This window comes from Actinoallomurus sp. NPDC052274 (assembly GCF_040679475.1).
Lineage (GTDB): Bacteria > Actinomycetota > Actinomycetes > Streptosporangiales > Streptosporangiaceae > Actinoallomurus > Actinoallomurus liliacearum.
Genome location: NZ_JBFAUT010000005.1, coordinates 95,232 through 108,784, shown reverse-complemented (window position 1 = coordinate 108,784; position 13,553 = coordinate 95,232). Strand labels below are relative to the sequence as shown.

13 protein-coding genes are annotated in these 13,553 nt (G+C 69.4%); 7 read left to right on the top strand and 6 right to left on the bottom strand.

Annotated features, from left to right (window positions below; translation table 11 throughout):
* Positions 1-52 precede the first annotated feature (52 nt).
* Entirely contained in the window at positions 53-253 is a 201-nt protein-coding gene (locus AB0K82_RS06390; protein ID WP_364393443.1) for a hypothetical protein, read from the bottom strand.
* A 90-nt stretch (positions 254-343) separates the two neighbouring features.
* Positions 344-988: a phosphatase PAP2 family protein gene (locus tag AB0K82_RS06385; protein WP_364393441.1), complete on the bottom strand. Its 645-nt coding sequence runs from the start codon at positions 986-988 to the stop codon at positions 344-346.
* Between the two features lie 233 nt (positions 989-1,221).
* On the opposite strand from AB0K82_RS06385, the gene AB0K82_RS06380 reads away from it, so the two are divergent.
* A complete protein-coding gene (locus tag AB0K82_RS06380; protein ID WP_364393439.1) occupies positions 1,222-1,605 on the top strand; it encodes a BlaI/MecI/CopY family transcriptional regulator in 384 nt (127 codons plus the stop codon).
* Positions 1,606-1,724: 119 nt separating this feature from the next.
* On the opposite strand, the gene AB0K82_RS06375 is transcribed toward AB0K82_RS06380, so the two are convergent.
* Entirely contained in the window at positions 1,725-2,825 is a 1,101-nt protein-coding gene (locus AB0K82_RS06375; protein ID WP_364393437.1) for a M56 family metallopeptidase, read from the bottom strand.
* Positions 2,826-2,922: 97 nt separating this feature from the next.
* Here AB0K82_RS06375 and AB0K82_RS06370 point away from each other — a divergent pair, with 97 nt between their 5' ends.
* The 3 genes from AB0K82_RS06370 (at position 2,923) to AB0K82_RS06360 (ending at position 5,034) form a co-directional block, all read left to right on the top strand.
* On the top strand, positions 2,923-3,300 hold the full coding sequence (locus tag AB0K82_RS06370) for a BlaI/MecI/CopY family transcriptional regulator (protein WP_364393435.1): 378 nt from the start codon (positions 2,923-2,925) through the stop codon (positions 3,298-3,300).
* A 112-nt stretch (positions 3,301-3,412) separates the two neighbouring features.
* Positions 3,413-4,249, top strand: a complete 837-nt coding sequence (locus AB0K82_RS06365) for a ZIP family metal transporter (protein ID WP_364393433.1) — start codon at positions 3,413-3,415, stop codon at positions 4,247-4,249.
* A 44-nt stretch (positions 4,250-4,293) separates the two neighbouring features.
* A complete protein-coding gene (locus AB0K82_RS06360; RefSeq protein ID WP_364393431.1) occupies positions 4,294-5,034 on the top strand; it encodes an alkaline phosphatase family protein in 741 nt (246 codons plus the stop codon).
* Positions 5,035-5,046: 12 nt separating this feature from the next.
* Here the strand turns inward: AB0K82_RS06360 and AB0K82_RS06355 are convergent, their stop codons facing one another.
* On the bottom strand, positions 5,047-5,667 hold the full coding sequence (locus AB0K82_RS06355; protein ID WP_364393429.1) for a DedA family protein: 621 nt from the start codon (positions 5,665-5,667) through the stop codon (positions 5,047-5,049).
* Positions 5,668-5,780: 113 nt separating this feature from the next.
* Here AB0K82_RS06355 and AB0K82_RS06350 point away from each other — a divergent pair, with 113 nt between their 5' ends.
* Genes AB0K82_RS06350 through AB0K82_RS06340 form a run of 3 tightly spaced genes read left to right on the top strand, consistent with a single transcriptional unit; the run spans position 5,781 to position 11,126 of the window.
* A complete protein-coding gene (locus AB0K82_RS06350; RefSeq protein WP_364393426.1) occupies positions 5,781-8,624 on the top strand; it encodes a CDP-glycerol glycerophosphotransferase family protein in 2,844 nt (947 codons plus the stop codon).
* Entirely contained in the window at positions 8,617-9,759 is a 1,143-nt protein-coding gene (locus AB0K82_RS06345; RefSeq protein WP_364393424.1) for a glycosyltransferase, read from the top strand. Before AB0K82_RS06350 ends, AB0K82_RS06345 begins: the two co-directional genes overlap by 8 nt.
* On the top strand, positions 9,756-11,126 hold the full coding sequence (locus AB0K82_RS06340) for a glycosyltransferase 87 family protein (RefSeq protein WP_364393422.1): 1,371 nt from the start codon (positions 9,756-9,758) through the stop codon (positions 11,124-11,126). Before AB0K82_RS06345 ends, AB0K82_RS06340 begins: the two co-directional genes overlap by 4 nt.
* Here AB0K82_RS06340 and AB0K82_RS06335 read toward each other — a convergent pair.
* Together AB0K82_RS06335 and AB0K82_RS06330 are read right to left on the bottom strand one after the other, a co-directional pair.
* A complete protein-coding gene (locus AB0K82_RS06335) occupies positions 11,028-11,897 on the bottom strand; it encodes a hypothetical protein (protein ID WP_364393419.1) in 870 nt (289 codons plus the stop codon). The genes AB0K82_RS06340 and AB0K82_RS06335 overlap by 99 nt on opposite strands.
* A gap of 481 nt (positions 11,898-12,378) precedes the next feature.
* Entirely contained in the window at positions 12,379-13,461 is a 1,083-nt protein-coding gene (locus AB0K82_RS06330; protein ID WP_364393714.1) for an AbrB family transcriptional regulator, read from the bottom strand.
* Positions 13,462-13,553: the final 92 nt, after the last annotated feature.

Genomic DNA, 13,553 nt, shown 5'->3' with positions numbered 1-13,553 from the left:
GGCGACGATGACCGGTGTCGTTTGGATGGATGGCCGGCCATCCACCCCGCCTTCACGCACCCAGCATCGAGGTGACGGATGCCGGATCGGCCTCCACGTCGCCCTTCTCGGCCAGCCTCATCGCCGCTATCGCCTGGCGCAGCTGGTAGGAGCCGGGGCGCCACGACAGCACCCAGCGGCCGCCGGAGATCGCCACCGCCGTCTGCGGGCACCGGTTACTGCGGATCCACTCGTCGTCGACCATCAGCGCCACAACTTCAGCGTATGTTCGCCCCCAGCAGCCACGGAGCTCGAGAACCGCGCATCGCGGCGGTGGCTGGCGTTATCTCCTCGCCCGTGTGTTTCAGCGGGTGGTGTGGGCGCCGGCGGGCGCGGCGGTCAGCACAGGTGCCAGGGCTCCGGTGCGCAGGCGGGCGACGAGGGGGACGGCGACGTGGCCCAGGGCCCGGCTGAGGAGGTAGGCGACCGGCAGTGCCAGGAGGGCGGCGCCGATGACGTCGTGTGGATAGTGGTCGCCGAGGTAGACGCGGGTGAAGCCCTCGAGGACCGCGAAGGCTGCGGCGATGATGGAGAGGCGGCGATCGAGCAGCCACAGCGCGGCCACCGTGGCGGCGGCGACGGTGGCATGGCCGCTGGGGAAGGCGTAGTCAGTGCGGACGGGGCAGGCGGACACGAAGTAGTCATGTGGCAGCGAGTAGCACGGCCGTACCTCGGTGATCAGCTTCTTGGCCACTTCCGCGATGGTGAAGGCCACTGCTACGGCGACCGGCGCCGCCAGGGCGACGGTCATGGCGGGAGTGTCACGGCGCCGGGCGTTCCACCAGCCGACCAGCATGAGCACAGCGAACACCCCGAGTCCGGCGTTGGTCCACATCTCGAGTGGCGTGTTGAGCCACCGGGTGTCGCGGGCGATGTCGGTGATCGCGGTGAACAGCGAGCCGTCGATGCCGGAGCCGTCGAAGGCGAGCTGCACGGGGTGGACTGTCATCGAAGACGATCTCCAAAAGCCGAGGAAGGCCGCAGGTCGGCCGGACCGGGGCCGCCAAGCCAGGATTCACGGCGTTGTGAAGGTTCCGGGGGTGGCACCGGGTTCCGGCGGCGCGCCGACCGGGGCGTGCCTGCCACGCCCGGCCGGCATGACAGACTCGTCGGCGCACCGACTTCTACATGTTCGTAGAAGTTTCACAGGACTGTAGATGATGAACGGAGGGGAGCCAACTCGTGAACGCCGGACACGCTCCAGGGGAGCGCAGACCGGGCGGCGCGCTGGAGGCCGAGGTCCTCGGTATCCTGCAGTCCACCCCGCAGGCGCTGACCCCCGGCGAGGTTCTCCAACGTCTGAGTGACGATCTGTCCTACAGCACTGTGGTCACGGTGCTGTCCCGGATGTTCGACAAAGGTCTGTTGAAGCGTGGCAAGCAGGGCCGGGCGTACGCGTACGCGCCGGTCGCCGACACCCACGGGCTGACCGCGCGGCGGATGCGGCAGGTGCTGGATTCCGGCTCGGACCGGGAGTCGGTGCTCGCCCGCTTCGTGGAAGACTTGTCCCCCCAGGATGAGCAGTTGCTGCGGCAGCTCCTCGGCGGCCTGCCGGATCAGGAGTGAACGACGTGGCGATGCACCTGTTGGTCTGCCTGCCGCTACTGTTCCCCCGTGTCCGCCGGGCCGGCCGCCCGACCGCCACGCCCGATCAAGGCCGCATTCCGGGTCGTGCCCGGCCGGGTTCACGTCCGCGTTCGGCGCCCGGCGTCGCGGCCGACCTGGGTCGATTCACCACCGGTCACCACTGAGCGACCGACCGGGCGGGCCTTGCCGTGGTGATCACGAGTAAGCCTGCCGGCCTCGCTCCTGGCGTGCCGATGGCCGCTGAAGGTCCGGTGAGGGCCGCCGACCTCAGGGTGATGGCGTTCCTCCATGGCCTCCATGTTCCCGTGCAGATCGGTGGCGGCGTCCAGCGCTCCGGCTCCGGACATCGCCAGGCAGGCGGCCAGGGCGGTCGCTATGCCGGGCAGCAACCGGGAGCGTCGCGGCGTAGGCGAGGTCAGGAGCGCCGCGACGCGGCGGGGGATGGGACCGGCGGTGGCGGACAGGACCGGGCCGGGTGTGGATCCGGGCACTCCCGCCCGGCTCCGCGCGAGCGCGGCCCGTGCGATCGCACGGGCGACGAGACGCCGGTCTCCGACGGCGTCCGCCGCCGACTCGTCGGCCCAGCGCTCGAGGTGATAGCGCAAGGGGGCGCGAAGCGTGGTCAGTGCGGGATGGACGACGGTCGCCACGTCCATCGCCAGGGTGAACCAGTGGTGGCGGCCGGCGAGATGCGCATGCTCGTGGGCGAGCAGCACATCGTGTTCGCGGGCGTCCAGCGCCCGCAGCATGCCGGTCGTGACCACGACCGTGCCGGGGCGGCCGGGGACGGCATAGGCGTCGGGCAGGTCGTCCGGTAGCACGGCCAGGCCGCCCGGCCGGGACCGGACGGCGTTCCGGGCCAGTGCCAGCGCGGCCAGCCGTCGGCGAAGCCTCCGGGCCGCGAGGACGAGCGTCGCGGCCAGCGCCGTGCCGGCCGCGCAAGCCACCGGTACGGGGACCGGCGACATTCGCCGCAGTAGGAAGGGGGACAGGTGCTCGATGGCCGCGACGAACGGAATCTGAAGAAGTCCGGTGCCGGTCAATGAGAGGAGGGCGAGCGTGGTGCAGCCGGCCAGGAGGGCGCCGGTGGCGGCCAGCAGCCACGAAGCCGACCGCGGTGACAGCCGGTCCGTCAGGAGACGGATGAGCGGCACCGCGAGCAAAGGCATCAGCAGCGGCATCCATACGGCGAGGACCATGCCCCTCATTATGGGCGTACGCGCCGTGGTCGCTCGGACGCCCTCTCGCGCCGGGTGATCTACTATCGAAGTAATACCAACGTGCATGGAGATCGGCGTGACCAAGGAGCGCGAGCAGGGGCGACGGCCCGCCGGTATGCTCGAGGACGCCGTGCTGGCCGCGCTGTGGCAGGGCGGCCGGCCGATGAGCCCCGCCGACGTGCAGGCGGTCCTTCCCGGGGCCCCGGCCTACACCACGGTGACGACCACGCTCGCACGGCTGCATCGCAAAGGCCTGGCCGCCCGCACGCGGGTCGGGCGTGGATTCGTCTACTCGCCCAACGTCGACGAGGCGGCGCACACGGCCACCGCCATGCATGACCTGCTCCAGCGGCGTCATGACCGCGCGGCCGTACTCGCCCGCTTCGTGTCCGACCTGGCCCCCGAGGACGAACGCCTGTTGCAGCAACTTGTGCGCCACGACAACGCCGGCTGAGCACCGGCGGTCACTACTATTCCAATAGTATTAGGTGAGCCTTGCCTAATCTAGCGTGCGCGGACGGTGTGGCAAGGGCGCGCGTCACCTTTCGACCCCTCGGAGTGTGCTCATGGGATCCGCTCAGATCGCCGTGCTGGGAGCAATAGCCGGCTTCACCATCTACCTCGGCCTGCCGATCGGTCGGTTGCGCGCGCCTCTGCCGAAGGTTCGAGCCCTGCTGAACGCGACCGCCACCGGTATCTTGATCTTCCTTTTGTGGGACGTGCTCGCACACGCATGGGAGCCGATCGACACCGCCCTCGGCCATCACGGGTACGGCGCGGCGACCGGCAACGGGGCGGTGTTCGCGGTCTGCTTCGGTATCGGTCTGCTGGGCCTCGTTCATTTCGATCGCGCGGTCGCCCGCCGCGCCAGGCCGGCGGCCCCGGCACGATCCGGTCCCGGCACCGCGTCGGCCACCGAATTCCGGGCCGATCCCACCGGTCTGTCGCGTCTGGGCGACCTGCCAATGATGATCGCGATCGGTATCGGGCTGCACAACTTCGCCGAGGGACTGGCGATCGGTAACTCCGCCGCCCACGGCGAGTTGCAACTCGCCGTCCTGCTCATCATCGGATTCGGCCTGCACAACGCCACCGAAGGATTCGGAATCGTCGCCCCGATGGCCGCCGAAGACCGCCGCCCGTCATGGGGCTACCTGGCACTACTCGGCCTCATCGGTGGCGGCCCGACGTTCCTGGGCACTCTCATCGGCCAGCGTGTCGTCAATGACACGGTGTCCATTGGATTCCTCACCTTGGCCGCCGGGTCCATCCTGTACGTGGTGATCGAACTGCTGGCCGTGGCCCGCAAACTGGGGCTGAAGACGCTGACCACCTGGGGCATCCTGCTGGGCGTGCTGGCCGGATTCGCCACCGATGCCATCGTGACCGCCGCAGGAGCCTGAGCCCCGGCCGGGACCTAGCCTACGCATCATCCCGGAGGCCGGTCGTGAAAGAACGGCGTGTCCACCGCGCTCTGCTCCTTACGGTGATGGCCCTCACCGGGTGCCTGACGGCAGCGTGTGCCAAGGGCGGGCCCGTCCCTGCCATCAGTCCGCACCCCACGACGGGTACGGTGCCGCGGTTCGGGCACGTGGTCGTGGTCGTGTTGGAGAACAAGTCCGACTCTCAGGTGATCGGTGCCCGTGACGCGCCGTACCTGACGTCGCTGGCGCGGAGCGGTGCGCTGTTCACGAACTCCTACGCGGTCCGGCACCCGAGCCAGCCGAACTACCTGGCGCTGTTCTCCGGGTCGACGCAAGGGCTCACCGACGACTCCTGCCCGCACTCCTACACGGCTCCGAACCTCGCCTCGGAACTGTCCGCTGCGGGGCTGACCTTCGCCGGGTTCGCCGAGGGACTCCCGGCGTTCGACCGGGCCTCCTGTGTGAGCGGGCGCTTCGCGCGCAAGCACGTCCCGTGGGCGAACTTCCCGGACCTGTCGGACGCGGTGAGCCGGTCCTTCGCCGACTTCCCGTCCGACTACTCCGCGCTGCCCGCGGTGTCGTTCGTGATCCCGGACATGTGCGACGACATGCACAACTGCCCGGTGAAGACCGGAGCAACCTCGACGGCTATGTCCGGACGCCTACGGCCTCTCCCACGCCGGGACGAGCGCCTCGCGCAGCCCCATCACCGACGTGTGGACGACCGGCCGAGGGTGAACCCGCAGGAAGAGGCCTCCCGGTGAGAGTTCCCGCTCTCAGATGGAGCGACCAGTGGCCTGGCCCGTACGTCGTCGCCGGCGGACGAAGATGATGACGGCGACGACCGCGGCCACGGCGACGATGGCGGCGATGGCGTAGCTGGGGCCGTGGAAGGCGTCGGCGACGCGCTGCCAGTTGCGTCCGACGGCGTAGCCGGCGATGCCGAGTGCCGCGGTCCACGGGATGCAGCCCGCCAGCGTGTAGACGCCGAACCGGCCCGGTGACATGCGGGCGAACCCGGCCGGCAGGGAGATGAAGGTCCGCACGACGGGCAGCAGCCGCCCGAAGAAGACCGCCTTGCCGCCGTACCGGTCGAACCAGCGGGCGGCCCGGTCGATGTCCTCCTCTTTCAGCCAGACGTACCGGCCCCAGCGGCGGAGCGCGGCCTGGCCGCCGTACCGCCCGACGGCCCAGGCGACGTAACTTCCGGCGACGTTCCCTGCGGTGCCGCTCACGATCATCAGGGTGAGATCCGGGCTGCTTCCCGGGACGGCCCCGGCCGCCAGCGCCCCGGCGAACAGCATGATCAGCTCGGACGGCACGGGGACACAGGCGGACTCGGCGGCCATCAACAGGAAGACGGCCACGTACCCAAAGTCGGCGATGAAGTGCTGCATTGCCCTCGTCTCACCTGCCGATCCGTCCGGATCGACGTCTTACGTTGCAATTACTATCTGAATCGTACTATCGCGATAGTAGTTGTGTTCAAGGACGAAGGTGGTGGGACCGTTTGCTTCTGGAACCCGATGTGACCGTCGTCGTGATCGTCTACAACGACGCGGCCCGGCTCGCCCGCGCGGTCCGCTCGGTGCTGGAGCAGTCACTGCCGGGGGTCGAGGTCGTCATCGTCGACGACGCGAGCACGGACGCGACGCCGGAGGTGGCCGCCCGGCTGGCCGCCGCCCACCAGGATCGGATACGAGTGTTCACGCTGCAGGCCAACTCCGGCGGATGCGGGCGACCACGCAACGTCGGGATCGATGCAGCTCGTGGTCGGTACGTGATGTTCCTCGACAGCGACGACACCCTTGACCGTCATGCCTGCCGCAACCTCGTGACGACCGCGGATGAGACCGGAGCCGACCTGGTCTCGGGCCGTTGCGTCCGTGTCTTTCCCGATCGGGAGCAGAACTGGTACCCGTGGCTCTATCGCGAGCGCCGGGTGTACGAAAGCGTCCTGGACGACCCCGATCTGCTGTACGACACCCTGTCGACCAACAAGTGCTACCGACGCGACTTCCTCGACCGGGCCGACCTGTGGTTCGTGGACGGGCTGCACTACGAGGACCTGCTGTTCAGCGCGCAGGCGTATGTCGCCGCGCGAAGGATCGTCACCATCCCGCACCGGGTCTACAACTGGTTCGTGGTCCCGCGGGACGACAGTTTGTCGATCACGAATCGCCGTGCGGAGCTGCGCAACTTCGCCGACCGGTTGGAGATCCACCGGCGGATCGACGCGGTCTTCCACGCGCATGGGGCCGATGAGCTCGCCCGGTTGAAGAACGTGAAGTTCGTCAACCACGACCTGCTGCTCTACCTGCGGGAACTGCGCAGCCGGGATCCGGAGTACCGGCGAGCGTTCCTCGAACTGGCCCGGTCCTACCTCGCCGAGTTGGACCCTGCGGTGTTCGCGGAGTGCAATCCGCTTCCCGCCATCGGCGCGTACCTGGTCCGGCGCGGGGACATCGAGGGGGCCGTGGCGGCGGCCGACTACGCCGCGAAGAGAGGCCGCAAACCCGTCCTGTCCGTCGAACCGGTCGAGCGCGACGGGAGGATCTACTGGTCCGGTGACCATCTTCAGGCCGCGCTGCGCCGCCGGATCCTGGACGTCACCGACCTGGGTCTCCACTCCGCTCCGCTGGACGCCTTCGACCTGGGCGGTCAGGTCACCGCGATCAATCGAGCCGGGGGAGAGCTCCGCCTCGCCGGTACGGTCGTCAACCCGCTCGGCCGTCTCGGCGCCGACCTGGAACCATCCGGGACGCTGGAGATCCGCGACCGTCGCCGGAAGAACCGGGCCTTCCGGATTCCGGTGACCGTACGGCACGAGGCGGACCGCATCCGGTGGGAGACCGAGTTCGCGCCGGCCCGCAAAATCCGGCCGTTCGGGCTGGTCGATCAGACCTGGGGCCTCTGGCTGCGTCTGAAGGTCGGCGGCGATACCGTCACCGTCCGGCTCACCTCGGACGGGACCGCGCACGACGGTGTGCGGGTGCCCGTTCGGCCACGGCTGACCCGGCTGGCCGGCGACCACTTGGAGGCCTACGTCGCCGAGTCCGGTGAGCTGGCGCTGCGCATCGTGGGCGACCGGTGGCCCGCGCGCGTGACACTGCCCGTCCTGCGCCGCGTCGCCCGGACCGCTGTGGGTCGGCGTTGGTGGCAGTGGTTCGGCCGTATCGAGCGGGCGCTGATCCGCAGGCTCACCGGCCGCACCACGAAGGTCGCGGTGTTCAACCGGTTGCTGGTCCGGCTGCCGGTGAAGAAGGGGGCGATCGTCTTCGAGAGCCACCTCGGCGCCCAGTACTCCGACAATCCCAAGTACATTCACCGTGCGTTGCGCGAGTCCGGCGTGCCGTACCAGGCGATCTGGTCCTACAGCGGTAGCCGCCGCGGCTTTCCCTCCGACGCGACGCTGGTCAGGCGCGGCTCATGGGCGTACTACCGGGCTCTGGCCCGCGCCGAGTACTGGATCGACAACCAGGGCTTTCCCGCCGGGCTGGTCAAACGTCCCGAGACGACCTACATCCAGACCTGGCACGGCTCGGCGTTCAAACGGATGGGCTTCGACGAGCCGACGGTCAAACAGGCCACCCGATCCGAGCACGCACGACTGGCCACGATGGTCGGCCGGTACGACCACTTCCTTGTACGCTCCGAGCACGACGTGCGAACCCTCGTCAAGGGACTCGGTGTCACGGCAGACCTCCTGCGGATCGGGTACCCGCGCAACGACGCGCTGGTCACCGGCGGCGACTCGGAAGAGCAGACGGCACTGCGCCGTCGGCTCGGCCTGGAAGACGACGAGCGCACCGTCGTGCTGTACGCGCCGACCTTCCGGACCGGCGAGAACGGCCGGCCCGCCGAGCGCTTCCAGATACCGTTCGATCTCGAACGCTTCGTCCGCGAGTTCGGTGAGACGCACGTCCTGCTGATCCGCGCCCACTACCTCAGCCGGGTGGTCGTGCCACCGGGCCTGCGCGGCACCGTGATCGACGTCGGCGGCGAGCACGACGTCACCACGCTGATGCTGCTGGCCGACGCCCTGATCACCGACTACTCGTCCGTCATGTTCGACTACGCGCTGCTGGAGCGACCGATGATCTTCTACACGCCCGACGCCGAGGACTACGTCAGCCGACGGCGCGGGGCGTACTTCGACCTCGCCGAGCACGTGCCGGGCCCGGTCGTCGGCGACGAGGCGGGGCTGTTCGCCGCACTCGGGGATCTGGACGGGAATCGCCGTGACCACGCCGACCGGCGGCGGCGCTTCGTCGAACGCTTCGGTGAGTACGACACCGGAACCGCGGCCAAGGCGATCGTCGAGCGCTTCTTCACCGGAGGTGACCGTGGCTGAGACCCGCGACGTCTTCATCGTCTGCAACAACGCCGAAGAGCTCGGCGGCCTGCAGCGCTGGGCGCACGACATCGGCCGGATGTTCGCCGCCCGTGGCCACCGCGTGCACCTGGTCGGCATCACGCACGCCGAACACCCCCACGACTACGGCCGCGACCTGCCGTACACCGTCACCGTGCTGCACGAACGCGCCCTGCCGCCGGCCCGTGGACCGGTCGGAGCGGGCCTGCGGAGACTGCGTCATCACCTGAGGGTCCGGCGCGGCGCCGCACGCCTCAGCGCGCTGTTCCGCACCGCGAGCCCGGGCGGCGTCGTCATCGCGGCGCAGGTCTGGGCCATGGAATGGGTGGCGCGCGCCGACACCGCGGGCATGCCGGTGATCGGCATGAGCCACGAGTCGTACGAGGCGACCCGCCGGTCCTCGCGGTACAAGCGGGTGAAACGCCACTTCGCCGATGCCGACCTCCTGCTCGCGCTCACCGAGGCCGACGCGGACGCGTGGGCCTTCGACGACATGTCCAACGCCGGCGCGATGCCCAACCCCCTGCACGTCACCCCGCGTACGGTCTCACCACGAACCGAACCTGTCGTCGTCCGGCACGGACGCCTGGCCTTCGAGAAGGGCCAGGACATGCTGCTGGAGGCGTGGGCCGAGATCGCACCGCGTCACCCGTCCTGGCGGCTGCGCCTGTACGGCTCCGGGCCCGAAGAAGCGGCGCTGCGCGCGCAGGCCGCCGAACTCGGCCTGTCCGGCAGCGTGGAGTTCGCCGGCCCGACCTCCGACATCGAGGGGGCCCTGACCGGCGCGTCGATCTTCGCCCTGTCCTCGCGCGAGGAGGGCTTCCCCATGTCGATCATCGAGGCGATGGCGTACGGGCTGCCCACGGTCGCCTTCGACTGCGCGCCGGGCGTCCGTGAACTGCTCACCGACGGCCACGACGGCCTGATCGTCGCCCCCGGCAACACGACGGAACTCGCCGCCGCCCTCGACCGCCTGATCAGCGACCCCGGCCTGCGGAACACCCTGGCCGAGGCGGCCCGCGAGTCGGTCCGGCGCTACGAGCCCGACACCATCCTCGACCGCTGGGAACGGCAGTTCGCCCTCCTCACCGGCGGGCGGGCACCGCGCGGATGACCGGTGGCGCGGCGCGCCGGAGCGACCTCGTCCTGTCGGCCGCCGGCCTGCTCGCGTTCGGCGTCGCGGTCGCCGCCTACACGATGACCGTGCTGGTCCATCCCCATGACCTGTGGGCGATGTCGGATCTGAAGGTCTACCGCTGGGGCGGCCTGCTCGCCCGGCGCTCCGACCACCTGTACGACCGGACGACCGGTGGCTTCGCCTTCACCTATCCGCCGGTCGCGGCCGTGATCTTCGCCGGCCTGTCGGTGTTTCCGATGGCCGTGCTGCGCTGGGTCATGACGCTGGTGAGCCTGGCCGCGCTGGTGACGGCCGTCTGGACCACGTGGCGGCTCGCCGGCCGCCGTCGCAGCCCCGCATTGTTCGGAGCGACGCTCCTGGTGACCGCGGCGGCGCTGTGGACCGAGCCGGTGCAGAAGACGCTGTGGTTCGGCCAGATCAATCTGATCCTGATGGCGCTGGTCCTGACCGACCTCCGGCAGGGCGACGGTCGCCGCTGGAAGGGCGCCGGGATCGGCATCGCCACGGGCATCAAGTTCACGCCTGGCATCTTCATCGCCTACCTGCTCCTCACCCGCAGGTTCCGCGCGGCCGCAGTCGCGATCGCCGTATTCCTGTCGACGATCGTCGTGGGTTTCGTGGCCCTCCCGCACGAGTCCCGGCAGTACTGGGGGAACAGGCTGTTCATGACGCCGAGCCGGGTGGGCCCGACCGACTGGGTGGGAAACCAGTCGCTGTACGGCATGCTCGTACGCTTCTTCGGCGGCGAGCACACGGCCCGGCCGTACTGGCTGGCCACTGTAGGAGTGGTCGGAGCCGCCGGGCTGTGGCTCGCGGCCCGACAGAGCCGCAGCGGCCGCGAGCCGGTCGCCACCCTGACCTGCGCGACGACCGGTCTGCTGATCTCGCCGATCTCCTGGTCGCACCACTGGGTGTGGATCGCCCCGGCTCTCGTACTCATCGCCGATCGGATGGCCGGGCCATCGCGGCGCGCGTGGGTCTGGGCCGTCGGAACCGCAGGGCTCGATGCCCTTTTCGGGGCATGGATCTTCGCGGTTCCCGGCCTTCCGGCGTTGCCGCAGGGCCTGATCCGCACCGTTCCGTTCGGACGGCACCGGGAAGACCACTGGCACGGCTTGGAACTCGTTCGCGGCAACCTCTACGTACTGATCGGCCTGGCGGCGATCCTCGCGATCCTCGCGATCCTCGCGGTGCGTCGCCCGCGCGCCGTGTCACCGGGTCGTCGGCGGCCTGGGGCCGGTGGGTCAGGAGATGCGGGTGGTCGCCGTGAGCGGCCGCCGGTTGTTCCGGAGGTGGGCCCAGCCTATGAGTGCGAACAGGACGGCGAGCAGGACGGCGGATGAGCCGGCGGTGCCGAGGGCGAGGCCGCCTTTCGCGGTCGGCTTGGTGAGGAGATCGCCGGCCGTGGCGCCGAACGGGCGGGTCAGGACGAAGGCGACCCAGAACAGCAGCACGTTCGGCACCGCGGGCACGTATCTGAGCGCGAGGAGTGCGGCGAGCAGCCCGGTGATGAGCAGGGCGCCGCCGCCGTAGCCGAGACCTGAGCTGTCCGACAGGAAGTCGCCCATCGAGGTGCCGAGCGTGTTGGAGACGAGGATCGCCGACCAGAACAGCGTTTCGCCGCGGAAGGTGTCGATGTCGCGGATCGCGAAGCTCAGTCCCGTGCACTTCCAGATGATGAAGACGGCGATCAGGATCGAGACCAGGATCGCGGCGCCGACCGGGTAATTCAGGCCGAGACCTTGTGGTCCCCAGCCGAGCGATTTCGCGCCTTCGGGAAGGTACTTGGTGCTCGCGTCGCGGTTGATGAAGTCCGACGTCGTGGTGCCGACCATGCTCGTGGACAGGATCACCGTCCAGTAGAACAGCGGGTTGTACCGCTTTGAGGCGAGCTGGATGACCAGCGTGACGAGGAAGATGAGGAACAGGGCGATCGTCGTGAGGAAGTAGCCCAGCTCCAGCGTCTGGGCGAACAGGTCGCCCGCGGTCTCGCCGAGCGTCGTCGCGGCGATCTTCATTATCCAGAAGGCCAGAGTGACCGCTGGCAGCTTCTTCACCGTGTATCGGCCGGCGCCGGCGATGTCGGCTTCGGTGAAGGCTTCCGGCTTCGTCATCCGTTCCCCAGGGTTCGACTGTCGGCATGCAGGCGACCGCGACTCTCCGCAGTCGCTCGCTTACTGTCGGATAATCTACTACACGGGTAGTAGTGAAGGTTCGGGAAACGGCCCGGCGTGTTGTCTGATTCGGGCGGTCCCGGCACCGGGGCCATGGGTTGCGCCGGACGCCGTCGCCGCTCAAGGCCACGAGTGCTCGCGAACCTGCAATGCCGATCGGCCCGGCCCGGTCGCGAACAGGATCAGGTTGGTGCCGATGCGGATGACCGCGCACTGCCGGCGGCCCGCCAGTCTCGTGGTACGGCCGAACACGGTGCGAGCTCCGGTGCACAGCACGCGCGTGACGGGCCGTCGCGAGAGACCGCCGAGCCGGAGTAGACCACGCGGCCCGCTTCTTCCTCACGGGCGGCTTTCAGCGCCGACTCGTCCGCGTCCGCCTCGCCCTCGCCCCCGCCGCCGATCACACGGCCGTCGGCCGGTACTACGGAATGCATGGTCGGTTGATCCATCGCTCCGTCACGCGGAGGAGGAGCGGGGTGATCAGCACCATGGAGAACAGGCGCAGGCTCTGCACACTCGAGATCAAAGAGATGTCGGCGTGGGAGGTGGCGGCAGCGGCCAGAACGGCGTTGATGCCGCCGGGTGTGGTGGCCAGGTAAGCGTCCAGTAGAGGGATGTGCGCCAGCCTGGACAGTATCCACGCCGCGGCGGCGCAGGCGATGCTCACGGCGACGGTGCAGGCGAGCGCCAGCGGCAGAATCCGACCCATCCGGGTGATGGCCGACCGGGTGAATCGCAGGCCGACGTCGAGGCCGATGATGGTGAACAGCGCGCTCCGCAATACGCCGGAGGGGGCGAAGTCGCTGGCCGCACCCGTCATGGTGAGGGCCGCAGCCACGAGCATCGGCCCCAGCAGCCCGGCACTGGGCAGGCGGAGCCGGCTGCCCGCCTCGGCTCCGGCGATGGCGACGACCGCCACCAGTACCAGCCCGGCGCCCTGATGCGGACCGGATATCGGATGCCAGGCCGGCTGAGTGGCGTTACCGGGGCCGACGGACACGTCGGGTGAGGTCAGCAGCCAGCCGGCCAGTACCGGTGCGGTGGCGGCGACCAAGCCCACGCGGAAGTACTGCATGATGGCGACCATCCGTGCGTCGGCCTTCAGATCCTCGGCGCAGGAGACCACGGCGGCGGAGCCTCCCGCAACCATGCCCAGGAACGCCGTGGCTCGGTCGACCCGGCCGACTCGGTGCAGCACCACTCCGGCGGCCAGGCTGAACACCACGGTCATCACAGTCACAGCGACCAGCGGGAGAATCGCTCCGGCTGACCGGTGCAAGCCGACCGGGCTCAGGGAAGCACCGATCATCACGCCGAGGACCGCGTGGGAGACGCGATTGACCCGCGATGGGACCTGGCCGGTCACGAGCCCGCTCATCGCTGCGGCGAACCCGGCGAGCAGCGGAATCAGCAAGTGCGAGGCGGGTACGACCGATTCGCTGGCCTCGCCCGCAACACAAGCCACAACGATGACCGCCAACCACCCAAAGCGCCGATGAAGCATGGATCGATGCGGTATCCGAAAGGGAACGTCGACCAACGTTTGGAATCTCCGTGAAGTGCGTTGATGATTTCCGGTCGGCGCTTGACTTCATG